This window comes from Bradyrhizobium sp. 172 (assembly GCF_023101065.1).
Taxonomy (GTDB): domain Bacteria; phylum Pseudomonadota; class Alphaproteobacteria; order Rhizobiales; family Xanthobacteraceae; genus Bradyrhizobium; species Bradyrhizobium canariense_D.
Genome location: NZ_CP064701.1, coordinates 1,970,375 through 1,992,436, shown reverse-complemented (window position 1 = coordinate 1,992,436; position 22,062 = coordinate 1,970,375). Strand labels below are relative to the sequence as shown.

30 protein-coding genes and 1 pseudogene are annotated in these 22,062 nt (G+C 64.3%); 17 read left to right on the top strand and 14 right to left on the bottom strand.

Annotated features, from left to right (window positions below):
• Positions 1 to 7 precede the first annotated feature (7 nt).
• Both IVB07_RS09460 and IVB07_RS09455 read left to right on the top strand, forming a co-directional pair.
• Positions 8 to 316, top strand: coding sequence for a hypothetical protein (locus tag IVB07_RS09460; RefSeq protein WP_247294958.1), 309 nt, complete (start codon positions 8 to 10; stop codon positions 314 to 316).
• Positions 317 to 612: 296 nt separating this feature from the next.
• Complete coding sequence (locus IVB07_RS09455; RefSeq protein WP_247294960.1) at positions 613 to 1,131, top strand: mismatch-specific DNA-glycosylase; 519 nt, start codon at positions 613 to 615, stop codon at positions 1,129 to 1,131.
• 164 nt (positions 1,132 to 1,295) lie between these two features.
• Here IVB07_RS09455 and IVB07_RS09450 read toward each other — a convergent pair whose 3' ends face one another.
• Entirely contained in the window at positions 1,296 to 1,733 is a 438-nt protein-coding gene (locus IVB07_RS09450; RefSeq protein ID WP_085349134.1) for a VOC family protein, read from the bottom strand.
• A 266-nt stretch (positions 1,734 to 1,999) separates the two neighbouring features.
• Here IVB07_RS09450 and IVB07_RS09445 point away from each other — a divergent pair, with 266 nt between their 5' ends.
• Positions 2,000 to 2,653, top strand: a complete 654-nt coding sequence (locus IVB07_RS09445) for a glutathione S-transferase family protein (protein WP_247767623.1) — start codon at positions 2,000 to 2,002, stop codon at positions 2,651 to 2,653.
• Here IVB07_RS09445 and IVB07_RS09440 read toward each other — a convergent pair.
• Positions 2,650 to 3,378 carry an SDR family oxidoreductase gene (locus tag IVB07_RS09440; RefSeq protein ID WP_085351856.1) on the bottom strand — a complete coding sequence of 243 codons (729 nt, stop codon included), beginning with the start codon at positions 3,376 to 3,378 and terminating at the stop codon, positions 2,650 to 2,652. The two genes, IVB07_RS09445 and IVB07_RS09440, sit on opposite strands and share 4 nt — an antisense overlap.
• A gap of 117 nt (positions 3,379 to 3,495) precedes the next feature.
• A complete protein-coding gene (locus tag IVB07_RS09435) occupies positions 3,496 to 3,930 on the bottom strand; it encodes a hypothetical protein (protein WP_018454147.1) in 435 nt (144 codons plus the stop codon).
• Between the two features lie 448 nt (positions 3,931 to 4,378).
• On the opposite strand from IVB07_RS09435, the gene IVB07_RS09430 reads away from it, so the two are divergent.
• Together IVB07_RS09430 and IVB07_RS09425 are read left to right on the top strand one after the other, a co-directional pair.
• Positions 4,379 to 4,765, top strand: a complete 387-nt coding sequence (locus IVB07_RS09430) for a RidA family protein (protein ID WP_247294963.1) — start codon at positions 4,379 to 4,381, stop codon at positions 4,763 to 4,765.
• A 151-nt stretch (positions 4,766 to 4,916) separates the two neighbouring features.
• Positions 4,917 to 5,177, top strand: coding sequence for a hypothetical protein (locus IVB07_RS09425; protein ID WP_007613673.1), 261 nt, complete (start codon positions 4,917 to 4,919; stop codon positions 5,175 to 5,177).
• Positions 5,178 to 5,406: 229 nt separating this feature from the next.
• Here IVB07_RS09425 and IVB07_RS09420 read toward each other — a convergent pair whose 3' ends face one another.
• Entirely contained in the window at positions 5,407 to 5,949 is a 543-nt protein-coding gene (locus IVB07_RS09420) for a transposase (protein ID WP_085351857.1), read from the bottom strand.
• A 61-nt stretch (positions 5,950 to 6,010) separates the two neighbouring features.
• Entirely contained in the window at positions 6,011 to 6,496 is a 486-nt protein-coding gene (locus IVB07_RS09415) for a molecular chaperone DnaJ (protein WP_018454143.1), read from the bottom strand.
• A 111-nt stretch (positions 6,497 to 6,607) separates the two neighbouring features.
• On the opposite strand from IVB07_RS09415, the gene IVB07_RS09410 reads away from it, so the two are divergent.
• The 3 genes from IVB07_RS09410 to IVB07_RS09400 all read left to right on the top strand — a co-directional run bounded on the left by IVB07_RS09410 (position 6,608) and on the right by IVB07_RS09400 (position 8,470).
• The gene (locus tag IVB07_RS09410) at positions 6,608 to 7,375 is read left to right on the top strand and encodes an SDR family oxidoreductase (protein WP_247294965.1); all 768 of its coding nucleotides are present in this window, start codon (positions 6,608 to 6,610) and stop codon (positions 7,373 to 7,375) included.
• Positions 7,376 to 7,592: 217 nt separating this feature from the next.
• Positions 7,593 to 7,841 carry a helix-turn-helix domain-containing protein gene (locus IVB07_RS09405; protein WP_018454141.1) on the top strand — a complete coding sequence of 83 codons (249 nt, stop codon included), beginning with the start codon at positions 7,593 to 7,595 and terminating at the stop codon, positions 7,839 to 7,841.
• 113 nt (positions 7,842 to 7,954) lie between these two features.
• Positions 7,955 to 8,470 carry a collagen-like protein gene (locus IVB07_RS09400; protein WP_247294967.1) on the top strand — a complete coding sequence of 172 codons (516 nt, stop codon included), beginning with the start codon at positions 7,955 to 7,957 and terminating at the stop codon, positions 8,468 to 8,470.
• A gap of 9 nt (positions 8,471 to 8,479) precedes the next feature.
• On the opposite strand, the gene IVB07_RS09395 is transcribed toward IVB07_RS09400, so the two are convergent.
• The gene (locus IVB07_RS09395; RefSeq protein ID WP_018454140.1) at positions 8,480 to 8,695 is read right to left on the bottom strand and encodes a hypothetical protein; all 216 of its coding nucleotides are present in this window, start codon (positions 8,693 to 8,695) and stop codon (positions 8,480 to 8,482) included.
• Between the two features lie 96 nt (positions 8,696 to 8,791).
• Positions 8,792 to 9,058, bottom strand: coding sequence for a DUF2277 domain-containing protein (locus IVB07_RS09390; protein ID WP_018454139.1), 267 nt, complete (start codon positions 9,056 to 9,058; stop codon positions 8,792 to 8,794).
• Between the two features lie 125 nt (positions 9,059 to 9,183).
• Between IVB07_RS09390 and IVB07_RS09385 the strand changes: the two genes are divergently transcribed.
• From IVB07_RS09385 to IVB07_RS09370, 4 genes and pseudogenes are all read left to right on the top strand, one after another.
• Positions 9,184 to 10,275, top strand: coding sequence for an alpha/beta fold hydrolase (locus tag IVB07_RS09385; RefSeq protein WP_247361149.1), 1,092 nt, complete (start codon positions 9,184 to 9,186; stop codon positions 10,273 to 10,275).
• A 145-nt stretch (positions 10,276 to 10,420) separates the two neighbouring features.
• The gene (locus IVB07_RS09380) at positions 10,421 to 10,765 is read left to right on the top strand and encodes a hypothetical protein (protein WP_085351861.1); all 345 of its coding nucleotides are present in this window, start codon (positions 10,421 to 10,423) and stop codon (positions 10,763 to 10,765) included.
• A 67-nt stretch (positions 10,766 to 10,832) separates the two neighbouring features.
• Positions 10,833 to 11,025 (top strand): annotated as a pseudogene (locus IVB07_RS09375) (hypothetical protein); the annotation flags it as partial.
• Positions 11,026 to 11,076: 51 nt separating this feature from the next.
• Positions 11,077 to 11,679 (top strand): MSMEG_1061 family FMN-dependent PPOX-type flavoprotein, encoded by a 603-nt coding sequence (locus tag IVB07_RS09370; RefSeq protein WP_026232674.1) that lies wholly within the window; start codon positions 11,077 to 11,079, stop codon positions 11,677 to 11,679.
• A gap of 83 nt (positions 11,680 to 11,762) precedes the next feature.
• On the opposite strand, the gene bfr is transcribed toward IVB07_RS09370, so the two are convergent.
• From bfr to IVB07_RS09355, 3 genes are all read right to left on the bottom strand, one after another.
• Positions 11,763 to 12,251, bottom strand: coding sequence for a bacterioferritin (gene bfr / locus IVB07_RS09365; protein ID WP_018454135.1), 489 nt, complete (start codon positions 12,249 to 12,251; stop codon positions 11,763 to 11,765).
• 133 nt (positions 12,252 to 12,384) lie between these two features.
• Positions 12,385 to 12,657, bottom strand: a complete 273-nt coding sequence (locus IVB07_RS09360) for a (2Fe-2S)-binding protein (RefSeq protein ID WP_026232673.1) — start codon at positions 12,655 to 12,657, stop codon at positions 12,385 to 12,387.
• 161 nt (positions 12,658 to 12,818) lie between these two features.
• Complete coding sequence (locus tag IVB07_RS09355) at positions 12,819 to 13,115, bottom strand: hypothetical protein (RefSeq protein WP_143274228.1); 297 nt, start codon at positions 13,113 to 13,115, stop codon at positions 12,819 to 12,821.
• A gap of 135 nt (positions 13,116 to 13,250) precedes the next feature.
• Between IVB07_RS09355 and IVB07_RS09350 the strand changes: the two genes are divergently transcribed.
• Both IVB07_RS09350 and IVB07_RS09345 read left to right on the top strand, forming a co-directional pair.
• Complete coding sequence (locus IVB07_RS09350) at positions 13,251 to 13,595, top strand: hypothetical protein (protein WP_018454132.1); 345 nt, start codon at positions 13,251 to 13,253, stop codon at positions 13,593 to 13,595.
• 212 nt (positions 13,596 to 13,807) lie between these two features.
• Complete coding sequence (locus IVB07_RS09345; protein WP_007613695.1) at positions 13,808 to 14,092, top strand: hypothetical protein; 285 nt, start codon at positions 13,808 to 13,810, stop codon at positions 14,090 to 14,092.
• Between the two features lie 87 nt (positions 14,093 to 14,179).
• Here IVB07_RS09345 and IVB07_RS09340 read toward each other — a convergent pair whose 3' ends face one another.
• Both IVB07_RS09340 and ettA read right to left on the bottom strand, forming a co-directional pair.
• Positions 14,180 to 15,406 (bottom strand): lytic murein transglycosylase, encoded by a 1,227-nt coding sequence (locus IVB07_RS09340; RefSeq protein WP_085351863.1) that lies wholly within the window; start codon positions 15,404 to 15,406, stop codon positions 14,180 to 14,182.
• Between the two features lie 7 nt (positions 15,407 to 15,413).
• Entirely contained in the window at positions 15,414 to 17,063 is a 1,650-nt protein-coding gene (gene ettA, locus IVB07_RS09335) for an energy-dependent translational throttle protein EttA (protein ID WP_018454130.1), read from the bottom strand.
• Between the two features lie 232 nt (positions 17,064 to 17,295).
• On the opposite strand from ettA, the gene IVB07_RS09330 reads away from it, so the two are divergent.
• Positions 17,296 to 17,511 (top strand): hypothetical protein, encoded by a 216-nt coding sequence (locus IVB07_RS09330; protein WP_018454129.1) that lies wholly within the window; start codon positions 17,296 to 17,298, stop codon positions 17,509 to 17,511.
• 104 nt (positions 17,512 to 17,615) lie between these two features.
• Entirely contained in the window at positions 17,616 to 18,578 is a 963-nt protein-coding gene (locus tag IVB07_RS09325; RefSeq protein WP_247294971.1) for a D-2-hydroxyacid dehydrogenase family protein, read from the top strand.
• Between the two features lie 4 nt (positions 18,579 to 18,582).
• Here IVB07_RS09325 and IVB07_RS09320 read toward each other — a convergent pair whose 3' ends face one another.
• Positions 18,583 to 19,551, bottom strand: coding sequence for an NAD-dependent epimerase/dehydratase family protein (locus IVB07_RS09320; protein WP_247361146.1), 969 nt, complete (start codon positions 19,549 to 19,551; stop codon positions 18,583 to 18,585).
• A gap of 156 nt (positions 19,552 to 19,707) precedes the next feature.
• On the bottom strand, positions 19,708 to 20,898 hold the full coding sequence (locus IVB07_RS09315; protein ID WP_247294976.1) for a L,D-transpeptidase family protein: 1,191 nt from the start codon (positions 20,896 to 20,898) through the stop codon (positions 19,708 to 19,710).
• 321 nt (positions 20,899 to 21,219) lie between these two features.
• Here IVB07_RS09315 and IVB07_RS09310 point away from each other — a divergent pair, with 321 nt between their 5' ends.
• Positions 21,220 to 22,062 (top strand): hypothetical protein, encoded by an 843-nt coding sequence (locus tag IVB07_RS09310; protein ID WP_018454124.1) that lies wholly within the window; start codon positions 21,220 to 21,222, stop codon positions 22,060 to 22,062.

Below are 22,062 nucleotides of genomic sequence, written 5' to 3'. Positions count from 1 at the left end.
CATCTCTTTGACCGGACACGGTGAGCGCGAATTTCGGGAAGGTTTGGTTGTCCGCTTCTATCCCAAGGGTTCCGATCCATGGATCGGCAATTTCGTGGGAGGCATCTTCGATTGCACCACTGTGCTCGATCATCCCAACGGAAGGGACGTGATCGTTGTCGCGTGTGGCGATACTTGCATTATCGATCCGGAACACCACGCCATTCGAGATCGCATTGCAAGTGACACCGGACAAGTGATTGCGGTACCGGCTCTTGGACTGGTGGTTTTCCAAGGGTTGGTCGATTTTAGCGCGGTTCGGTCAGATGACCTGTGATGGATTAGTCCGCGGATTTCGTGGGATAGCTTCCGCAGTATCAATGTCCACGAAACCAAACTTACCGGCGAAGCATGGTCTGCAATTGGAGACTCTTGGGTATCATTCAGCCTCGATCTTTTGACAGACCACTGCACCGACGGAGTTTATGAGTTAGATGCGGCTCGGGCGGTGCGTGTGACGCGCAAATCGGACTAGCGCGGGCAAGCGTAGCCCGGATGAGCGCAGCGACATCCGGGTCTTTGCCGCCCCGCATATCACTCCGTTCATGCGGGCTACAGCCGCGGATAATTGACGTGCCGGATACATCCCCTCACCGCCTCCCCGACCAGCTCCTTCCCAACCTCCGTCTCGTCTTCGTCGGCACCGCCGCCTCGACGCGGTCGGCCGAGCTCGGGCACTATTACGCCCATCCCGGAAACCGCTTCTGGCGCGCGATTCATGAGGCCGGGATCACGCCGCGGCGCTATCAGCCGGGCCAGTTCGCAAGCTTGCTCGATCTCGGGATCGGCTTCACCGATCTTTCCAAATCGGGCGCCGGGATGGATCACCAGATCGCGGCGGAGACGATCGACGTGCCGGGGTTCAGGGCCAAGATCGAAAAGTATCAGCCAAGGACAATTGCGTTCACGAGCAAGAAGGCGGCGAGCTTGTTTTATGGCAGGCCGTCAAGCGGGATTGCGCTGGGGCGGCAGCTGCGGGATGAGAGTCTGCCCGAGATGTTCGTGCTGCCCTCGCCGTCCGGCGCGGCGTCCGGGCATTGGACGCTGGAGCCGTGGCGCGAGCTTGCGGCGTGGATCGCTGCAACGGAATAGTCGAGAGTGTCCCCGCTTTGGCCTGCTCGCGTGTCCCGGGCAAGCGAAGCGCAGACCCGGGACCCAGAAGCTCCGGCACGGATGCGGCATGGGCCCCGGCTCTGCAGCGCACCACGCCGCGAAGAGCGGCGCGATGCGCTGCGTCCGGGGCACGGGCACCTGCCTCACCCAGCATACGCCCTATCCAAATCCGCAATCACGATCTTTCTCATCTGCATCATCGCCTGCATGACGCGGTTCGCCTTGCTGCGGTCGGGGTCGCCGAGGTAGCGGCCGAGCGCTGATGGGATCACCTGCCAGGACAGCCCGAACCTGTCCTTGAGCCAGCCGCAGCGGGATTCTTCGCCGCCGTCGGCGGTGAGCCTGTCCCAGAAATAATCGACTTCCGCTTGCGTCTCCACGCTGATGAAGAACGACACCGCTTCGTTGAACTTGTATTGCGGGCCCCCGTTGAGCGCGTTGAAGCGCTGGCCTTCGAGCTCGAACACCGCCATGAAGTCGCTGACGGTCTCAACCTTGGCGTTGGGAAACACCGATTTGTAGAAGGCGACGGCCGCCGGCACGTTGTTGTCGAACCAGAGAAACGGCGTGATGGAGGTCATGAACGGATATCCTTTCGCCTCGGGCGGGCGCGCGGCGGCGCGCCGATGTTCCAAGGACGTGGCAGGTAGGGACGTTCCGACAGCGGCGGCGGGATTTTCTTGTAGCCCGGATGAGCGACAGCGACATCCGGGGCCGGCAGCTGCCCCGCATATCGCTATCGCTCATGCGGCCTACGGGGTCCACGAAAACGCATTAACCTGTCGGAATCCACTCATTCCATTCGTCCTCCGAACGCAAAACGCGATCAACCCCGGAGCCCCTCCCGATGCCCCCCACCATCACCGCCTTCGAAAGCTCGCCCGACCGCGGCAAGGGGCAAGCCCGCGACATGCGGGTGCGCTGGGCGCTCGAAGAGGTCGGCCAGCCTTACGACGTGCGTCTGGTTTCGTTCCAAGCGATGAAAGAACCCGCGCATCTCGCCCTGCATCCATTCGGGCAGATTCCGACCTACGAGCACGGCGATCTCGCCCTGTTCGAGTCCGGCGCGATCGTGCTCCATATCGCCGAGCGTCACGCCGGGCTGCTGCCGACGGAGCCGCACGCCCGGGCCCGCGCGATCGCCTGGATGTTTGCTGCGCTGAGCACGCTGGAGCCGCCGATCATCGAGCTCGGGATGGCCATGCTGTTCGAGCGCGACAAGAGCTGGTACGCGGAGCGGCTGCCCATGCTGCAGGATCGCGTCCATGTCAGGCTCGGCGAATTGGCCCGTCGCCTCGGCGATGCCGACTGGCTCGACGGCGCGTTCAGCGCCGGCGACCTCATGATGGTGACAGTGCTGCGCAGGTTGAACGCATCAGGCATGCTGGACGAATATCCAGATATCGCCGTCTATGTGGCTCGCGGCGAAGCGCGGCCCGCGTTCAGGCGGGCGTTCGATGCGCAATTGGCGGTGTTCACCGGGGCACGCTTGGCGCCCTAAAGATCGAAATTGGTCGGCAGCATCACCACGTCGCGGATGGTCATGCCGCGCGGCCGCGTCAGCATGAACATCACGACCTCAGCCACGTCGCCGGCCTCCAGCAGGCTTCCCGAGTCCCTGGCTTCCTTCAGCTTCTCCGGCGGCCAGTCCGCGAGCAAGGCGCTGACGACCGGACCGGGCGAAATCGAGCCGACGCGGATGCCGTGCTTGAAGACCTGGCGCCGCACCGTCTGGACGAAGCAGTTCACCGCCCATTTGGACGACGCATAGACCGGCTCCCATGGCGTGGGAAAATGCGCCGCCAGCGAGCTCGTGACGATGATGTCGCCGGTCCCGCGCGCGATCATGTGCGGCAGCACGTCGTGTACGTTCTTCATCACGACGTTGACATTCAGGTTCAGCATCCGGTCGATCGCCATGGTGTCGGCATCGACCAGATCGCCACCGACATACGTCCCGGCATTCGCATGCAGGATATCGAGCTGGCCGGCCTGCTCCAGAACGCGCGGCAGCACCGTTGCACAGTCTTTTGGGTCCAGCAGATCGATGAGCAGCGGGATCACCGCGTCGCCGTGCTTGTCGCGGAGCGCCTTCAGCGCGGCCTCATCGCGGTCGACCATCACCACGCGCGCGCCGGCGGCCAGCATCGCCTCGGTGCTGGCCAATCCGATGCCCGACGCAGCCCCGGTCACGGCCGCCACCTTGCCGTCCAACTCTCTCGCCATGGGATCCCCATCTTGCCGAGGTCACTGGGATCGTGAGTATAGCGACCCCGGCCGGAATTGTCGGGAAGAGATGGTGGGCGCGGCGCTTGCGCCCCATTTCCCCCTACGACATCGGCCTTACCGCAGCGTGATCGCAAGCCCGCTCAGATCCGCATTCGCCATCAGGCCGACCTGCGTGCCGGACAGCTCGAGCACGGCGCCCTTCTGGTTGGTCAGCACGATCGCACGCGCGCCGCGGCCCACTGCGATGCCCGCACCGGCGGCGCCATAGACGCCGGCGATGTCGGAGGGCCGGTTGATGTTGGAGACGCGGCCGCGCAGCACGGTCTTGGAGCCGCCGAAGACGAGGCCGTAGTCGAGCCCGCCGGTCGAGAGCGAATAGGCGCGGCCGCGGAAGTTCAGCACGCCCGAGCCGCCGGAGCCGCCGATGATCCAGCCCGCCTTGTAGATCGTCAGCACCACGGTGCCGCCGTCGGCCAGAGCCGAGGTCGAGAGGCCGGCAAGCGCGGCAATGCCGACCAGCGCGGCGCGGAGGGTGGATGCGAACTTCATGGGAGTCTCCGGGGGCTATTCTTCAAGGAGGGAAACGAATCGAACGAGCGGAATCTATCCGATGGATCGGGGCGGCAACATGATGGGATGGGCGCGAGTCGCGGTCTGTAGCAACACACCCAACTGTCATCGCCCGGTTCAACCGGGCGATCCAGTATTCCAGAGAGAGCGATAGTGAACCGAAACCGCGGCGTACTGGATGCCCCGGTCGAGCCGGGGCATGACGGCGGAGTTTGGCGCGACAAGACGCTCACCCGCCATCATGCCATTCTGCCCCTGTTTTGCCCGACGGAGCAACGATTATTTTGTTTTTCCCGAAGTGAAAAAGAAAGCTCAATGATTCCTGCTAGATGCCTACTGTGCATGGGGTTGTTTTCGCGTTTTTTGTTGGAGGCGCCCCGAGCTGCCGCTACGCTTGCGCTTCCAGCCCTCCATCCGAGGTGATCCCATGCCGATCCAGCATTTCGCGCCCCCGCCGCACGTCAAGGCGCCGCCGCTGTCCTTTGCCACGCGCGCAGGCGATCTCCTGTTCGTCTCCGGCATTCCCGGCTTCGACGCGAACGGCGCGCTGCCCGACGGCTTCGAGGCGCAGTTCGCCAATGTCGCCATCAACATCAAGCGCGTGCTGGCGGAGGCCGGCGCCGAGATCCGCGATCTCGTCAAGGTCAACGTGCTGCTGACCCGCGCCTCCGACGTCGCCGCCATGAACGCGCTCTATGCCGGCGCCTTCGGCCCGCCGCCCTACCCTGCCCGCACCACCTGCGTGATCCACGCACTGCCCGATCCGAAGATGCTGATCGAGATCGAGGCGGTGGCGTCGCTGGCCAAGAGTTAGACGTGTGATCGTCAGGCGATAGTCAAGGGATAAGGGTCGTCCGAACAGCCGACCAACGGCTGACATATCCGTGAACGGTCGCCGCCCCGCTTGCCAGCCACGCAGATTTGCCGCACCAGTTTTCTCTCACGTTCCCATCAGGAGATATTTCATGCGTCGCGTTCTCGCCCTTTGTGCCGTTGCCGGCATCGCCACCTCCGTGTTCGCCGTGCCGGCCTCTGCGGCAGTCGGCTATTACGTGATCCGCTGGGACAACACCGGCATTTGCCAGGTCTGGAACGAGGACCTCAAGTACAAGCCGTTCCAGTGGGGCGTGTCGACCTACAAGGTCGTCAGCAAGCCGCTCCCGACCTTCACGGCCGCCTCGGAGCTCCAGATCAAGCTGCGCGCGGAGCGCCGCTGCACGCTCTAGGCGTGAGGCGACAGACCGGATTTCAAAGGGCGGATCGCGCAAGCGGACCGCCCTTTTCTTTTGGACGGACCACCGGTTTTTCGGCCGACGTCACGCATTTTCCGCGCACACGCTTTGAACCTGGCCGGTTGGCGGACCCACTCACATCTTGTCCGGGGCGCACCAGCGTCCGACTCCAAGTCTGACGTCCGTAGCCCGGATGAGCGAAGCGATATTCGGGAATTCCCGGTCAGCCTCCCTGGGCTCGCTCACCGAAAGCAATCCCACTTTCGCCGGCATCGCCCGCCCAGTCTTCCGAGAGCAATCCCGCCCGCGCATATCGGTGAAAGGACGAATGCGGCCAATCACAAACGCGCTGGACGTAGCGATGCTTGACGGGGTTGAAGTGAATGTAATCCACGTGGCGGGCGAAATCATCTTCGTCGCGAACCGTGTGCTCCCAGTAGCGTCGTTGCCACAGAGCCAATTCTCCATTGGAGTGGCGGGCTACGTCGATACCCGCATGCAGTAGTGCGCTGCTGAAATGCCCCTCGATCCTTCGCCAACGTCCCGCGAAATCGGCGTCATGCGGCGGGAGGCTCATGACGACATGCAAATGGTCCGGAAGGATCACGATCGCATCGACCTCGAACGGGCGCTCCCTGCGAGCGGCCCGGAAGGCATCACGCAGGGCGCCAACGTTTTCAATCAAAATGGTCGATCTGCGGTCGAAGAGCGCTACAGTGAAAAAGTAGGTGCCGCCGGGAAGAAAATTTCTGCGATACAAAACCATGGGCTAGACCCGTCCCGGATGTCGCTTCGCTCATCCGGGCTACAGGATAGCACATGAGCCCTCACGCGTCCTTGTACGCGCCGGGATGGATCAGGAGGTCGCGCGCGGCGGCGAGGTCGATGAACGCTTCCGCGCTGCCGCCCTGGTCGGGGTGCATGCCCTTGGCGGCGCGGCGATACGCCTGATTGATGTCCTCGCAGGTGAGCTGCACCGCGAGCGGCAGGCCGAGCACCTTGCGGGCACGATCCTCGCTGGACAATTTTTTCGGCGCAGCATTGCGGCGCCCGAAGCGCGGCGCGGTCAGGTCGTGAACGACATCGAGCACCACGCCGAGACGGCGCCGTGCCGCCAGCGTGACGCTGTGATCGTCATTGTCCACGGCCTGGCGCAGCACAGGAAGCGCCTGCTCGGCGGCCTGACGCAGCATGGTATCGGTGCTCATCCGCGCGATCTCGGCCACCAGCCGTCCGGCCTCGGCCCAATCGGCGCCGTCCACCGACCGCAGGCGTTCGAGTGCGAGTTTCCAGGATTCGAGCCGTTCCATCATGCGCGCAACGTTTAGCAATCAAGATCAGTATGCCAAGGGCGCCGTTTCCGACCCCTTAATTTCGAGTTAGCCTTTCATGAAACTTCGAAAAGAAATCGGGAGGAAATTGTCATGGCATTGCTCGCAAACCATATCGCCGTCATCACGGGCGCCGGTTCGGGCATCGGCCGGGCCATCGCGGCCGGCTACGCCCGCGAGGGCGCGCAGGTGGTGCTGCTCGACGTCAACGCCGACACGGTCGCGGAAGCCGCCGAGGGGATCCGCAAGTCCGGCGGCAAGGCCGAGAGCTTTGCACTCGACGTCACCAGACGCGACGACTGCTTCGCGCTCGCCAGGCAAGTCGCCGACAAGGTCGGGCAGGTCTCGATCCTCGTCAACAATGCCGGCATCACCCGCCGCAACGCCTTCACCGCCGATACCGAGACGGTGGCGAAGGATTGGAATGACATCATCTCGCTCAACCTCAACGGCGTCTTCAACATGACGCAGGCGTTCCTCGCGCCCTTGCGAGCAGCCAAGGGCCGCATCGTCAATATCGGATCGATCCAGTCCTTCGTGCATCTGCGCACGCCGAGCTCGGCGGCCTACACCACCTCGAAACACGGCGTGCTCGGCTTCACCAAGGCGCTCGCGGTCGAGCTCGGCAAGGAGGGCGTGCGCGTCAATGCAATCGGGCCGGGCTTCATCGAGACTAACATCAACGCCAATGTGCGTGCGACCAATCCGGCGCTGGTGCAGGCTTTCGTCGATCACACCCCGCTGGCGCGCACCGGCAAGCCCGAGGACATCGTGGGTCCCGCGATCTTCCTTGCGTCGGACATGTCGGCCTACGTCACGGGAACGATCGTGATGGTGGATGGCGGATACCGGACGGTGTGAGCGGGAGGGATGCCTGCTTTGCGGGGTATGCTCGCAGGAATATGCAATCCGTGCCAATCGCGGCGGCGCGGCGGCATTCCCAAGGTCAATTCGTGCGATCGCCCGCTGTTAACCTTTCGTTAACCAAACCCGCCCACCGTAGATCTACGGCTTGGGGGTCGTTTGTTCTCGATCCGCTTCCAAAGACGGAAGCGGGCGTTGATCGGGGAGTGTGTCGATGACCACTGTTCATGTCGCTGCGTCCGAACCGGGCGCGTATGTCCTTTCACCGAACCAGATCGTTCCGCTGCTGATCGGCGCGACCGTCGACGAGGTCGAGCGTGAGCTCGTGCTGCAGACGCTCGCCCGCTGCGACGGCAATCGCACGCGCGCCTCACGCGTGCTCGGCCTCTCGGTGCGCACGTTGCGCAACAAGATCAGGCTCTATGCCGCCTCCGGCATAGAGGTGCCGGCCTATCACGACTAGCGCGCGATGTGCCGCCGATTGGTGTTGATCATGCCCAGGCGCGAGCCCGGGCGGAATTGCCGCTGTCGTCAAACGCCGCTAATTAGCTTGCTTCCGGTCGAGGGAGCAGCGGCGTGGCAGACGAACAAAAACGGCAGGGACCTCAGGGACCGCGCGGACGGCAGGGCGAACCGGGGCGGCCGGGACCGCAGGGTCATCCGGGCAAGCGCGGGCCGGATGGCGCGCGTGGCAAGCCAGGACCTCAGGGCAAGCCGGGGCCGATCGGGAAGCCCGGACCGCTGGGCAAGCCCGGCCCGCAAGGCAAGCAGGGCGAAGCGGGACCGCGCGGGGCGCCGGGGACACAGGGACCTGTCGGGCCGCAAGGGCCGGCGGGGCCGCAAGGCCCGCGTGGTGAAGCCGGACCTCCGGGCCAACTTCCGTCGATCGAACAGGTGCTGCCGTGGCTCGATCAGCTGCTCGACGCCTGGGACGAACGCCGCCGCCAGCGCGAGCATGAGGCTGCCGAGCGCGAGGCGCTGGAAGCCGCGGTGCAGGAGACCGACGACGCGCCCCTCGATGACGAAGACGAGGACAGCGAAGGCGATCACAGGAAGAAGAAGAAAAAGAAGAAGCACGGCCACAAGGACTGACGGACGAATCTATTTCGTCCCATTCTCGCGTCGCGGCAGCATGCCCATGCGCTCGAACTGCCAGCGCATGGCGCGGTACCAGAGATAGCCGACCGCTGCGCCGCACAAGGCCAGGATCACGACGTTCGCGCTCGAGAACGAGCCGCTCCACCACGTCATCCACGCGGTCCACAGCAACGTGAAAACGATGGCACCTGCTTTCAGCGGAAGAAGGGGGCGGCTCATGGTCGTGCTCCGGGGTGTCAAAAGCCCGGCGAACATCATCGCGCGCTGAGACCGTTGTCACCGTGAGGCAGGTCACGGAACGGACCTTCGAGCCGCCTAACCGAACCGCAGCCGCGAACGTTCCTTGGCCTTTTCCGCTTCGACCTCACGATCACGCGCCGGCGCATGGGTGTGCAGCGACGTCAGGAGTTTTCGCGCAGCCTCCGAGACCTCCGCCACCGCACGATCGAAGGCCGCCTCGTTGGCCTGCGACGGCTTGTTGAAGCCAGACAGTTTTCGAACGAACTGGAGCGCGCTGGCGTGGATCTCATCCTCGGTCGCCTCCGGCTCGAAGTTGAACAGCGTCTTGATGTTGCGGCACATGCAGTCTCTCCTGACCTTTCCCTCAAGGACGACCGGCGAAAACGAAATCCTACATCCTTCCGGACAGTTCTGCTAAGTTCCGCCGCAACGCGGCCGCCGACCAGAGCCGCACGGGGGAAATCGACATGAAAGCTTCTTGCGCGGCGCTGTCAGCCATCCTGTTGTCCGTCTCGTTGGCGGCCATCTCGACATCCGCATGGGCGGCCGATTATCCGACGCCGAAGCAGGGCGCCTGGATCGCCAGGGATTTCAAGTTCCACACCGGCGAGACCATGCCGGAGCTGAAGCTGCACTACACAACCGTGGGTGAGCCGAGCGGCCAGCCGGTCCTGGTGCTGCATGGCACCGGCGGCTCGGGCGCGAGCATGCTGTCATCAGCCTTTGCCGGCGAGCTGTTCGGCGCGGGGCAGCCACTCGATGCCTCCAAATATTACATCATCATCCCCGATAATATCGGTCATGGCAAATCGTCAAAACCGTCCGACGGGATGAAGACGAGCTTCCCGAAATACGACTACAACGACATGGTCGAGGCCCAGTATCGCCTGGTGACGGAAGGGCTCGGGGTCAAGCATCTGCGGCTCGTCATCGGCAATTCGATGGGCGGCATGCACACCTGGTTGTGGGGCGAGAAATATCCGAAGGCGATGGACGCGCTGATCCCGATGGCCTCGCAGCCGACCGAGATGGCATCCCGAAACTGGATGCTGCGGCGGATCATGCTCGACACCATCCGCAGCGACCCCGACTGCAACGGCGGGAATTACACCAGCCAGCCGCGCATGATGAAATACGCCATCACCGCCTACGGCATCGCGAGCATCGGTGGAACGCTGGCCTATCAATCGCAGGCGCCGACGGCGGCGAAGGCCGACAAGATCGTCGACGAGCGGCTGGCCATGCCGATCACGGCAGATGCCAACGACTTCGTCTACCAGTGGGAGTCTTCGCATGACTACAATGCCGGCGAGAAGCTGGAGGCCATCGAAGCGCCGCTGCTGCTGATCAATTCAGCCGACGACGAACGCAACCCGCCTGAGACCGGCATCACGGACGCTGCGATGACGCGGGTGAAGAACAGCAAACTGTATCTCATCCCGGCAAGCACCGAGACGCGCGGCCACGGCACCACCGGAAACGCCAAATTCTACAGCGAGCAGGTCCAGCAATTTCTGCAAGCCGCGCCGCAGCAAACGATCGAATCTGCGCGCCGCTGATTTTGCATCGCATCAACGGCCGTCTAGCCCGCATATTATTTGAGCATGCATTACGCTGACGGCTCGGGCTTAATTGCGTCGATGTCCGAATCGACGCGCGGGATAATCGCGCGCCAACGGCACGACACGCGATGAGGAGGATCGCATGCACAGGCTCGCACTGTGCGTTTGGCTGGCCGCACTGACGGGCGCCGCGTTCGCGTTCGACAACGGGCAATATGATCACGTCCCGCCCGACATCCGCGCCTGGTTCAAGAGCGTGATCGCACCGAACGGCGTGCCCTGCTGTGACGTCTCCGACGGCCATCGCACGGAGTACGACGTGCGCAGCGGTGCCTATTGGGTGCCGATCGAGGGACAATGGATGGAGGTGCCCGAGCGCGCCATCATCCGCGACCGCGGCAATCCGGTCGGCCAGGCCGTGGTGTGGTACGTCCGTCACCGCGGCGCCATCATCATCAGTTGCTTCGTGCCGGCGGATGCGGTGTAGCGCGATAGCGCCTCGACGCGGCGCGTGCTAGCTCGGCCGATAGCTCCTGTGAACGACTGAACGCGAGCTCGCGCTCTATCCGCCTTGCGTGTGGGCGGCAAGCATCAAGCAGGTCCTGGAGGGCCATCGACCTTCCACCCATCCCCAACAGCTGGCTCTATCACGGGCCGCGGCTGGCGCTGCAGCCAGTCCTGATCTGGTGGGCTCTGAACTGCGCTGGCGTGATCGACTGGACGCGGCGGCGTGACAAAGGGGGATAGCGATCGGGCCGAGAGATGATATTCTCGGGGCATTCCACCAGGGAGACCTTCGTGACTGATCTTTGCGCCGAAGACCTCGCCACCATCTATGCCCAGCCGAGCCCGCGCGTGATCGCGAAAGCGCGCCCCGCAATCGACACGCATGCGAAGAAATTCATCGAGATGTCGCCGTTCTGCGTGCTCGCGACATCGGGAGCGGACGGCAGCGTCGATGCCTCACCACGCGGCGGCGGCGTTGGCTTCGTCCACGTCGCCGGCCCCAACCAGCTGCTGATGCCTGATCGCTCCGGCAACAACCGGATCGACAGTTTTCGAAATGTCGTCGAGGGCTCGGGCTTCGTGCATCTGTTGTTCTTCGTCCCCGGCATCGACGAGACGCTGCGCGTCGGCGGCCGCGGCTCGCTGTCCGCCGATCCGGACCTGCTCGCCTCGATGGTGGAGTTTGGCAAGTCGCCGCGCGCGGTGCTGAACGTCGCCGTCAGCGAAGTCTATTTCCACTGCGGCAAGGCACTGATGCGCTCGAAGCTTTGGTCGTCCGAGAAGGTGCCGCGCTCGGTGATGCCGAGCATCGTCGAGGTGGTCCACGAGCAGACCGGCCTTGGTGAGCCGCAGAGTCAGGAGATCGTGGAAGAGCTCTACAAGACGCAGTTGTAGCTGGCGTCCAGGCTGTCGTCCCGGCCTGGTGCGCAATCGCGCATCAGGCCGATACGGAGTTGTGCCATCGCTAACGCGCCGAACTAATGCCCGTCCCCCTCGAGCCCGCCAACGTGCTTCTGGGTGTAGAGTTCGAGGCCGATGCGGCCGATCAGGTCGAGCTGGGTCTCGAGGAAGTCGATGTGGTGCTCCTCGTCGCTCATCAGCTTCTCGAACAGATCACGCGTCACGTAGTCCTTGACGCTGTGGCAGTAGGTCGCCGCTTCCTGATAGAGCGCCCGCGCGCTCATCTCGGCGGCGAGATCGCACTCGATGATCTCCTTGACGTTCTGGCCGATGCGCAAGGGATCGAGCACCTGCATGTTCGGGAAGCCGTCGAAGAACAGGATTCGCTCGGTGAGCTTATCGGCGTGCTCCATCTCCTCGATGGACTCCTTGCGCCAGACCTTGGACATGTCCCGCAGGCCCCAATTGTCGAGGAAGCGGTAGTGCAGCCAATACTGGTTGATCGCAGTCAGCTCGTGACGCAGTGCCTTGTTGAGATAGTCGATAACTTTTGCGTCGCCCTGCATGGTTCACTCCAGCTCTTGCAGTCCAAATCGGCCGTAAACCGAATTTAGAACGCTTCTAAATGAGTTTGAAGACTGGAGCAACCGGCTACGGGGACGCAGCCGGGGAAAAGCTCAGCCAGGGTTGCGGAGCATTTCAGCAGGCCGCGAGGGCGAACTCGGCCGGCTGGGCCGTCTCGTCGTTCGCCGCCACAGTGTGGTTGTGCGGGCAGCCGGAGCAGCAGGACGTGGCACAGGTGCCAAGCGCTTCGTCGATAATGGTCTTGATCGTCCGAGCGCAGCGGCCGCATTCGGCGCTACAGCCGAGACACCCATAGACCTGCTTGGCATGGCGCACAGCGTCGTCGGACTCGGCGACGGCGGCGCGGATGTCGTCATCGCTCAGCACGTTACAGGAACAAACGATCATGGAAGCGGCAGGCCCTTTGGTGATGCGCCATCATCGATATTTAAGGGGCCGGCCGGATGCAAAAGGAAAAAGCGGAATTTGAAGCTATTCCAAACTAGCCCGGAAACAGCCTAGAACGGCTCTAAAATAGGGCCTTGCACTGGATCAAGATTGCGGCGGACCTAGTCGCCCCCACCGCCTCCACCATCGCCGCCGCCCCCGCAATCTCCGCCACTACTGCCGCTATCGCTGCTGGAACAGCTGCCGCCGTCGGTCGCGCAGCCGGAACTATCGCTGGAAAACCAACTCCCAAACGAGAAGCCGTCGCTCGTGCCGGTGGCGGTGTCGCCGCCGCCATTGACGCTGGCCCCGGCGCGGGAGCCGCGCTGGCCGCGGTTCTGGAGATGGGTAATCCAGCCGTAGCCGATCGCGAAGACGATCCCGGCAGCGATCAATGCATTTATCATCGCGTTACCCATCGTCGCCCTCCCCTGGCTGGGCTGCGGTCCTACCGATTGGTCGCCCCGGCAAAGGTGCCGTTCATTGATCATTCAAACGAAGTATGGAACTTTACCCTCAAAGAGTTCCCGCGTGTTTGCTCGAAAGGTCAGCCAATGAAGAAGTCGCTCCTGGCAATTGCTGCCGTCGCCGCTGTGGCCCTTAGCGCCATTACACCAGCCCAGGCGCAACGCGGCGTCGCCGCGGGTGTGGCAGCCGGAATCATCGGCGGCGCCATTGTCGGTGGGGCGCTGGCCTCTCCGTATTATTACGGGCCAGGCCCTGGCCCGGGCTACGCATATGGTCCCGGATATGGCGCCGGCTACTATCCGCCGCGCTACTATGCGCCGGGCCCGGGCTACGTCGCGGACGACTATTACGGCAACGGCTGCGTCTGGCAGAAGCAGCGCTTCTGGGACGGTTATGCCTGGCGCGTCCGCCGCGCCAGAGTCTGTGGCTGAAGTCGCCCCAAGCCGGCTCATTCCAGATGCGCCGTCCATTTAGGGGCCTGAAAAAGACCGCTTTTTCTCGTCACAGCTCCGTGTGCGTTTACCGCGGATTGACCATTTGCGCGCTTCCTAGCTGCAAGGCCAATTCCATCAGAGTCTGCGTGAACCTTTGAACCCCGGGCGCTCCTAACAAGGAGCATCCATCTCTCAGGAGAGCCAAGAGTATGAAGAAGACTTTAGTTGCCGCCCTCACGGTTGCGACGATCGCCGGTTCGCTGGTGACCGCCACGCCGTCCGCCCAGGCCCATGACGGGGTCGGCGTCGGCATCGCAGCCGGCCTGATCGGCGGCGCGATCGTCGGCGGCGCCATCGCATCGAGCCGTCCCGCCTATGGTGGACCGGTTTATGTGGCCGAGCCCGGCCCGCCGCCCCCGCCCTGCTACTGGCAGCGCCAGCGCTACTGGGATGGCTACGGCTGGACCGTCCGCCCGGTTCGCGTTTGCTACTGATCTGACCGCATGGCGTTCATGAGCGCCGCGATCGAAGCCCGGCCGAGCACCTCGGCCGGGCTTTTTTTCTTTTAGCCAGCCCTGCGCCTATCGCGCCGCCTGGATCGAGCGCAGCACCTCTTCGCTCGGCCAGCAATCGACCTTGAGGCCTGCCGACTTCTGGTAGGCGCCGAGCGCAGCGCGCGTCTGCATGCCCGCCTTGCCGTCGATCTTGTCCTTGTAGAGCCCGACGCGCGTGAGCCCCCGCTGCATCGCCTCGACGTCCTTGGTCCGCAATTGCTTCGAGGCAGACCATGGGGTCGCGAACGGTTGCGGGCTCGTCATGCGGTCGGCGAGATGTCCGACGAACAGCACGTAGAGGTCGGAAAAATTGTATTCCTTGATCACGAAGTAGTTCTTCGTGGTCAGGAAGGACGGGCCGTAGATGCCTTCAGGCTGCAGCAGGGAGGCCGGCTGTGCCTGCTCGGCGGCAGTGAGCTTTTGTCCACGCACCGGTACAAAGCCTTCGCGCAGCCATTGGCCGATCGGCTTCGTCACCTCGGGCACGCCGGCGGTGCAATCGACTTTGGCCGGTGCCTGCACCTCGTAGGCCCAGCGTACACCGCTCTGCCAGCCCTTGTTGACGAGCTGCTGCGCGGCGGAGGCCAGCGCATCCGGCACCGAGTGCCAGATGTCGATGCGGCCGTCGCGGTCGAAATCGACGCCATGCTTGTAATATTCGGACGGCAGGAATTGCGTGAGCCCGGTCGCACCGGCCCAGGACGAGCGCATGTCCTTGCGTGTCACTACGCCGTCACCGAGAATTTTCAGCGAGAGGATGAACTCGTTGCGATAGCTGTCCTTGCGGCGGCCGACATAGGCCTGCGTCGCCAGCACGCGGACGAGATCGTAAGGCAGCGTATAGCGGCCATAGTCGGTCTCGCGGCCCCAGATCGCCAGCATCACGGTAGCAGGCACGCCGGAGTTTTTCTCGATCTCGGTCAGCGCGGGGCGATATTTTTGCAGCAACCGCTGCCCCTCGCCCGCAAGCCGCGCGATCGAGGCTTCCCTGACATAGTCGGCCGGCACCTGCACGAACTCGGCCTGTGACGGCGCCCCCGTTGCGGGACGCCCCGGCAGGATCAGATCCGGCAGCTTGTAGTCCGGCTCGAGCCCGCGCGTCTCTCGCTCGAACGTCGCGCGCGACACGCCGGCGGCCTCCGCCTCCGGCCACAGCGAGGCGATGAACTGCGCGAAGGCGGCGTCGGCAGCGCCCGCGGGCGACAGGCCGCAGGTGATAGCGATCACCGCAGCTATCAGCACCCGCCGCATCATTTTGAGATCACCGCGTCAGCTTCTTGTACTTCACGCGGTGCGGGATGATGCTGTCCTGGCCGAGCCGGCGCATCTTGTCCTTCTCGTAGTCCTGGAAGTTGCCCTCGAACCATTCGACATGGCTGTCGCCTTCGAAGGCCAGGATGTGGGTCGCGATGCGGTCGAGGAACCAGCGATCATGGCTGATGATGACGGCGCAGCCGGCGAAATCCTCCAGCGCCTCTTCGAGCGCACGCAGGGTGTCGACGTCGAGGTCGTTGGTCGGCTCGTCGAGCAGCAGAACGTTGGCGCCGGATTTCAGCATTTTCGCAAGGTGCACGCGGTTGCGTTCACCGCCGGAGAGCGCGCCGACTTTCTTCTGCTGGTCGGCGCCCTTGAAGTTGAACGACGAACAATAGCCGCGTGAATTGACTTCCCTCTTGCCGAGCAGGATCAGCTCGTTGCCGCCGGAGATCTCCTCCCACACGTTCTTGCTGCCATCGAGCGCGTCGCGCGACTGGTCGACGTAACCAAGATGAACGCTCTCGCCGATCGTGATGGTGCCCTTGTCCGGCTCCTCCTGCTTGGTGATCATCCTGAACAGCGTGGTCTTGCCGGCGCCGTTGGCGCCGATCACGCCGACGATACCGCCGGGCGGCAGCTTGAAAGTGAGATCGTCGATCAGCATGCGATCGCCGAAACCTTTGCTGAGCCCTTCGAAGTCGACCACGTTCTGACCGAGTCGCTCGGCCACCGGAATCGTGATTTGCGCGGTCTGTGTCTGCTTTTCGCTCGCCTGTTTCAGCAGTTCGTCATAGCGCTGATAGCGCGCCTTGGACTTGGCCTGGCGGGCTTTCGGCGAGGACGCGATCCATTCCTGCTCTCGGGCCAGCGTCTTCTGATGCGCAGCGTCCTCGCGGCCCTCCTGCTCGAGCCGCTTCTGCTTCTGCTGCAGCCAGGACGAGTAATTGCCCTCGTAGGGAATGCCCTTGCCGCGATCGAGCTCGAGAATCCAGCTCGTGACGTTGTCGAGGAAGTAGCGGTCATGGGTGACGATCAGGATCGCGCCGGGATAGTTGCGCAGATGGCCTTCCAGCCACGACACCGACTCCGCGTCGAGATGGTTGGTCGGTTCGTCCAGCAGCAGAAGCTCGGGCTGGTCGAGCAGCAGCTTGCAGAGCGCGACGCGGCGGCGCTCACCGCCGGAGAGTTTCGACACGTCGGCATCGTCGGGCGGACAGCGCAGCGCGTCCATGGCCTGGTCGACCTTGCTGTCGAGATCCCAGAGGCCCTGGGCCTCGATCTCGTCCTGCAGCTTGGTCATCTCGTCGGCGGTCTCCTCGGAGTAGTTCATCGCCAGCTCGTTGTAGCGATCGAGGATGGCCTTCTGCTTGGCGACGCCCAGCATGACGTTCTCGCGCACGCTCAATGCCGGATCGAGATGCGGCTCCTGCTCGAGATAGCCGACGCGGGCGCCCTGGGCGACCCAGGCCTCGCCGTTGTACTCCTTGTCGAGGCCGGCCATGATTTTGAGCAGCGTCGACTTGCCCGAGCCATTGACACCGAGCACGCCGATCTTGGCGTCCGGGTAGAAGCTCAGATGGATGTTATCGAGCACCTTCCGGGTCGGGTAGCTCTTGGTCAGGCCCTGCATGAAATAGATGAACTGGCGCGCCATCGGTCCCGAAAACCTTCGATTTGAGGAAATTTGCTTGCCGCCGATGTAGCGATCCCGCCCCGAAAGGGCAATGTTTTCCCTCCGTTCACCACGGATGAATACGGGACGGACACCATCCCGCCGCCGATCCGGACAATTGAAACCATCTTTTAATAAATCAGGCCAAAGCTCGGTTTCGCGCGGAAACAGCGCCACCCGCTCAGAATGAAGGGGAGCACAGCGAGACAGCGTCATGGCCATGATCGAGACCAACTCCCTTCCCGTTCCGGCGGAAGCCGGCAGCGCCTCCGCATTTGCCTCGGAGATCAAGGGCTTCTGGAAGCGCTTCTTTGCCACCGCTTTCAACCCCTACCGGCCCGAACTGCATTACATGCGCGGCCCCGGCCCGGCCTGGCGCGCCAAGCACGGCATGAATGCGCCGTTCCGGCTCAAGCCCCGCGACCTCTGAGCCTTTATCACCTGTCGGATTTTTGAAGACGCGAACGGCTTGCGCACGGTCCTGATTGCGCGCAACCATGGCCTGGTTCCACCTCTCGCCATGGAAGAACGCTGATGACGCGGCTGCGCTGTGCAATTCTCGACGACTATTTCAACCTCGCCCTCGACGTCGCCGATTGGCAAAGCCTGTCCGACCGCATCGACGTCACCGTGTTCAGCCATCCCTTCGCCTCCGAGCAGGCCGCGGCGAGCGCGCTGGCTGATTTCGAGATCGTCTGCGCGATGCGCGAGCGCACCGCGTTCCCCAAGAGCCTGTTCGAAAGCCTGCCGAAGCTGAAGCTCCTGCTGACGTCAGGCATGCGCAACGCCTCGATCGACATGGAGGCCGCCAAGGCGCGGGGCGTCACGATCGGCGGCACGCAATATTCGCGCGATCCGACCGCGCCCCTCACCATGGGCCTGATCCTGGAACTGACCCGCGGCATCGGCCGCGAGAACGCGCGCATGCATGCGGGCGAGCCCTGGCAGGCCTTTGCCGGCGTCGAGATCGAGGGATTGACGCTCGGCGTCGTCGGGCTCGGCAAGCTCGGCAGCAAGATGGCTGATATCGCGAAGGCGTTCGGCATGAACGTGATCGCCTGGAGCCCGAACCTGACCCCGGAGAAGTGCAAGGATGCCGGCGTCGGCTACGCCACCAAGGAGGAGCTGTTCGCCAAGGCCGACATCGTCAGCATCCATGTGGTGCTGAGCGAGCGCTCGCGCGGGCTGGTCGGGGCTTCCGATCTCGCGCGGATGAAACCGACGGCCTTCCTCGTCAACACCGCGCGCGGGCCGATCGTGGACGAGCAGGCGCTGCTCGAGGCGTTGCAGCAGAAGAGGATTGCAGGCGCCGGCATCGACGTATTCTCGGTCGAGCCGCTGCCGACGGACCATTCCTTCCGCAAGCTCGACAACCTCGTGCTGACGCCGCACCTCGGCTACGCCACCGAGGACGGCTTGCGCATCCATTACGGCCAGATGGTCGAGGCGATCGACGCCTTCACCAAGGGCAGTGAGCTGCCGCGCAAGCTGGCGTGATGCCTCAGGCCGCCGAGCGCTGGCTGGTGGGCTGCCGTGCCGCATCGGCAAAGCCGTCGCGCCAGGAGGCATGCGCCGGCAGCCAACCGAGCTCGCGCTTGGCCTTGCCGTTGGAGGCTCCACGCACCTCCGTCATCATCGCAACCATATGCTCGCCCGCAAGCAGGCGCCCGAGCCAGGCGGGGATGTGACGCGGCGGCTTGGCACCGAGGAGTTCGGCCAGCGCGGGCAACCAATCCTTCACCGGCGCCGGATGATCGTCGACGATATTGTAGATGCTGCCGGTGCGTCCGCGTTCAAGCGCGGCGAGCGTGGCAGAGGCTGCATCTTCGGTGTGAATGAACGACCACGTGCCGCCGCCGTCACCGATTACCGGCACACGCCGGTGGCGCAGCTGGTCGATCATCGCCGGCGAGAGCGTGCCGGTGCCGGGTCCATAGAAGAATCCATAGCGTAGCACGATGCCCTCCGGCTTCGTCGAAGCGGTGACGATTCGCTCCAGATAGCGGATTGCCTCAAGCGTGCGTCGCAGCTCTCGCGGTGGATTCGAGTCGAGTTCATCGGTCTCGGTCTTGACCGTTCCCCCGGCGCGACTGAAGGTCCAGCCGCAGAAGCTTTGCGCGATGAAGCGCTTGGCGCCGGCCTCGCGCGCGGCGTTGAGCAGAATGTCGGTTCCGCGGGTGCGGAGCTCGTTGGTTCGCTTGAAAGCCCGATCGAAATGCCGGAGGTCCGTGGCGGCCGCGAGATCTGTCATCTGGTGGATGACGGCGTTGGGCTTTGCCGCAATCACCGCAGCGCGCATGCTGTCGGCATCGAGGCCGTCGGCAACGACCGTCTCCGCACCCAATCGCCGCACAAGGTCTGTTTTTGCCGCACTCCGTGTCGTGCCGATCACCGAATGACCCGCGGCGACCAGCGCCTGAACAAGATACTGACCGACCGCGCCGGTCGCGCCCGCAACAAAGATGCGCATCCTGTGCTCCTCAATTCGTTGCAATCCTCCCGCACGTAATCGAGGTGCGGAGCCGTTCAAGTATGCGCAAGTGAGACTTGCACGCATGCGTCAAATGATGACGGCGCGTGACCGAAGGCCACGCGCCGTCATCAGATCAATTCTTGCGAAGCCGATTCAGCGCACGGTGACGGGCGCGGGCAGCGGCGGCACCACTGTCAGCTGGGTGCCTCCGACCGGGCCGGCCTGCGCGGCCATTGGTGCGGGGCCGGCAGTGCCGGGCATGGGCGCGGCGGATGCGGTCGCCGTTCCCGGCGGCGGACCACCCGGCATCACGACCACGCGGGTGCCGACCTTGACGCGATCGAACAAGTCGGAGACGTCCTCGTTCAGCATGCCGATGCAGCCGGACGACACGAACTTGCCGATGGTCGAGGGCTGGTTGGTGCCGTGGATGCGGTAGACGGTCGAGCCGAGATACATCGCACGGGCGCCGAGCGGATTGCCGGGACCGCCGGCCATGAAACGCGGCAGATAGGGCTGGCGCTCGATCATCTCGGTCGGCGGATGCCAATCCGGCCACTCGGCCTTGCGAGTGATCTTCTGCACGCCGGTCCAGGTGAAGCCGTCGCGGCCGACGCGGACGCCGTAGCGGATCGCACGGCCATTGCCCAGCACGTAATAGAGATAGGTGTTCGGGGTATCGACGATGAGTGTTCCGGCCGGCTCCTTGGTCGCCAGCGAGACCTCCTGGCGGCGCAGGTTCTGCGGCAGCTGCGCCGGAGCAGCGTCAGGCTGCTCCTCGGGCGGCAGCGACGCGATCACCATCGGCCGGCCGTCGGCACCAACGGGCGGCTGCCCGGCCTGGACCGTTCCGGTCGCGGCGGGACCACCGACCGCCTCGGGCGGACGCAGGCCGTCACTGCCGGGCGCCTGAGTCGGACGATCGGCGTAGATCACCGCGGGCGGGCCGGCAGGGCGGCCGTAGCGCGGGTCGTCGGGCGACGTCACGGGACCCTGCGGTGGCGCGGCCGAGTAGACGGGGGCACCTGCGGGACGGCCATAACGGGGATCATCGGGCGACATCACCGGACCCTGCGGCGGCGCGGCGGAATACACCGGGGGAGCGCCGGGCGGACGGCCGTAACGCGGATCCGGACCGGGCGGCGGCAGCGCTGCCTGCGGCATCGCGTCATCTTCATCGTCGAGCGCGTCGAAACTCGGCGCGCGGTCGCCGGGCCGATATTCGGCCGGCGGCCCGCCATAGCTCGGCGCCTGCTGGACCGGATAGCTCTGGGCCTGTGCGAGCGAGGTTCCCGCCGCAGCGACTGTTGCGGCAGCGCATATCGTCAGAAAATGTTTGATCATCATCGCTCTTGTATAGTCCCCGGGCCCCGTCCGGACCGTTAACGGCCAGATGACGGAAGATAGCGGCACATTCAAGACATTACAGGCGGATTTGTGCCTGATTTGCCGATTTGTGATCCGCAAGACTACCGTTGCCTCCTTGCATCATGGGGCGAAAATCAGCCCACGCCCGAGATCGCCGGAGTCGCCGGCTCCGTTTTTTACGGAACGGCGCGGAATCGTTGCGGTATGTTCGAATCAGCCTGATTCGCCTCCGCTTTGAGCTTCGATCCCCGCGTGGCGAACGCGGCAAGCAGTACCGTCACCGCGTTCAGATGGCTCATGGGCCCTGGCCACTTCACCGCCGGGGCGGAAATTCGCAATCCCTCGATGCTTCCCGGCTTTCGCTTCCTGTTTGCCGCGATCCTGCTGTCAGCCTCCATCCTGGTATTCGGCCTGGGCGCCGCCGCGCTGCTGCGGGCGAGCCACGAGCAGTATGTCAGCAACCCCTCCTGGCGGAACGGCCCGCAGGAGCAGGTGTTTGCACAAGCTCCCGAGCCGGCCCAGCCGGTGCTCGCGGTCCTCCGCGCCGAGCCGGAAGCGGCCACCGATCCGACGCCGTCGCTGCGCGATCAAGTCCCGACCATCGCACTGCCGATGAGCGAGCCCGAACAAGTGGTCGCGCTGACGACTGAGACCGACGGTCAGCCGCAGGTCGTTGCCCCTCCGGCTGACGTCCCGGCCGAACCGGCCAATGCGAAGACCAAGGCCGAGACGACGACGGACGCCGCGGTGCAGGCCTCAAGCAACACGCTTACTCCGGCCGACGCCAGCGCATCCATCGCCGAGGCCAAGCCCGTTTCGATCGCTCTCGCGAGCAAACCAACACCTGCCGCCCCCAGCGGAGCCTCGGCTTCGTCCAGGTTCGACATGGCGAGCGCGAAGTTCGCCGCATTGAACGACCCGGCGACCACGGCCTGGGAGGGTCCGCCGGCGAAGGCCAAGGCCGGCTCTAAGGCCGACAGCAGGTCGCCGGAGAGCAAGGCGACCAAGCCGCGGGCGCATCGCGTCAAGAAGCGCCGCCGCATTGTCTGGCGCGCGCCGCCGCCGGTTCAGCAACTCGATCCGTTCGGACAACCGCAACCCACGCTCGCCGCAACGACGACCGCGCGCGCACGTCAGTAG

What these genes read in the sequence shown, in the direction of transcription:
- IVB07_RS09315 (WP_247294976.1), bottom strand. Translation starts at nt 20,898, where the DNA reads ATGATCAAACATTTTCTGACGATATGCGCTGCCGCAACAGTCGCTGCG.
- IVB07_RS09320 (WP_247361146.1), bottom strand. Translation starts at nt 19,551, where the DNA reads ATGCGCATCTTTGTTGCGGGCGCGACCGGCGCGGTCGGTCAGTATCTT.
- IVB07_RS09330 (WP_018454129.1), top strand. Translation starts at nt 17,296, where the DNA reads ATGGCCATGATCGAGACCAACTCCCTTCCCGTTCCGGCGGAAGCCGGC.
- IVB07_RS09310 (WP_018454124.1), top strand. Translation starts at nt 21,220, where the DNA reads ATGGGCCCTGGCCACTTCACCGCCGGGGCGGAAATTCGCAATCCCTCG.
- IVB07_RS09425 (WP_007613673.1), top strand. Translation starts at nt 4,917, where the DNA reads ATGCGTCGCGTTCTCGCCCTTTGTGCCGTTGCCGGCATCGCCACCTCC.
- IVB07_RS09345 (WP_007613695.1), top strand. Translation starts at nt 13,808, where the DNA reads ATGAAGAAGACTTTAGTTGCCGCCCTCACGGTTGCGACGATCGCCGGT.
- IVB07_RS09430 (WP_247294963.1), top strand. Translation starts at nt 4,379, where the DNA reads ATGCCGATCCAGCATTTCGCGCCCCCGCCGCACGTCAAGGCGCCGCCG.
- IVB07_RS09415 (WP_018454143.1), bottom strand. Translation starts at nt 6,496, where the DNA reads ATGATGGAACGGCTCGAATCCTGGAAACTCGCACTCGAACGCCTGCGG.
- IVB07_RS09395 (WP_018454140.1), bottom strand. Translation starts at nt 8,695, where the DNA reads ATGAGCCGCCCCCTTCTTCCGCTGAAAGCAGGTGCCATCGTTTTCACG.
- ettA (WP_018454130.1), bottom strand. Translation starts at nt 17,063, where the DNA reads ATGGCGCGCCAGTTCATCTATTTCATGCAGGGCCTGACCAAGAGCTAC.
- IVB07_RS09410 (WP_247294965.1), top strand. Translation starts at nt 6,608, where the DNA reads ATGGCATTGCTCGCAAACCATATCGCCGTCATCACGGGCGCCGGTTCG.
- IVB07_RS09340 (WP_085351863.1), bottom strand. Translation starts at nt 15,406, where the DNA reads ATGATGCGGCGGGTGCTGATAGCTGCGGTGATCGCTATCACCTGCGGC.
- IVB07_RS09385 (WP_247361149.1), top strand. Translation starts at nt 9,184, where the DNA reads ATGAAAGCTTCTTGCGCGGCGCTGTCAGCCATCCTGTTGTCCGTCTCG.
- IVB07_RS09445 (WP_247767623.1), top strand. Translation starts at nt 2,000, where the DNA reads ATGCCCCCCACCATCACCGCCTTCGAAAGCTCGCCCGACCGCGGCAAG.
- IVB07_RS09350 (WP_018454132.1), top strand. Translation starts at nt 13,251, where the DNA reads ATGAAGAAGTCGCTCCTGGCAATTGCTGCCGTCGCCGCTGTGGCCCTT.
- IVB07_RS09435 (WP_018454147.1), bottom strand. Translation starts at nt 3,930, where the DNA reads ATGAAGTTCGCATCCACCCTCCGCGCCGCGCTGGTCGGCATTGCCGCG.
- IVB07_RS09380 (WP_085351861.1), top strand. Translation starts at nt 10,421, where the DNA reads ATGCACAGGCTCGCACTGTGCGTTTGGCTGGCCGCACTGACGGGCGCC.
- IVB07_RS09405 (WP_018454141.1), top strand. Translation starts at nt 7,593, where the DNA reads ATGACCACTGTTCATGTCGCTGCGTCCGAACCGGGCGCGTATGTCCTT.
- IVB07_RS09355 (WP_143274228.1), bottom strand. Translation starts at nt 13,115, where the DNA reads ATGGGTAACGCGATGATAAATGCATTGATCGCTGCCGGGATCGTCTTC.
- bfr (WP_018454135.1), bottom strand. Translation starts at nt 12,251, where the DNA reads ATGCAGGGCGACGCAAAAGTTATCGACTATCTCAACAAGGCACTGCGT.
- IVB07_RS09390 (WP_018454139.1), bottom strand. Translation starts at nt 9,058, where the DNA reads ATGTGCCGCAACATCAAGACGCTGTTCAACTTCGAGCCGGAGGCGACC.
- IVB07_RS09325 (WP_247294971.1), top strand. Translation starts at nt 17,616, where the DNA reads ATGACGCGGCTGCGCTGTGCAATTCTCGACGACTATTTCAACCTCGCC.
- IVB07_RS09360 (WP_026232673.1), bottom strand. Translation starts at nt 12,657, where the DNA reads ATGATCGTTTGTTCCTGTAACGTGCTGAGCGATGACGACATCCGCGCC.
- IVB07_RS09420 (WP_085351857.1), bottom strand. Translation starts at nt 5,949, where the DNA reads ATGGTTTTGTATCGCAGAAATTTTCTTCCCGGCGGCACCTACTTTTTC.
- IVB07_RS09450 (WP_085349134.1), bottom strand. Translation starts at nt 1,733, where the DNA reads ATGACCTCCATCACGCCGTTTCTCTGGTTCGACAACAACGTGCCGGCG.
- IVB07_RS09440 (WP_085351856.1), bottom strand. Translation starts at nt 3,378, where the DNA reads ATGGCGAGAGAGTTGGACGGCAAGGTGGCGGCCGTGACCGGGGCTGCG.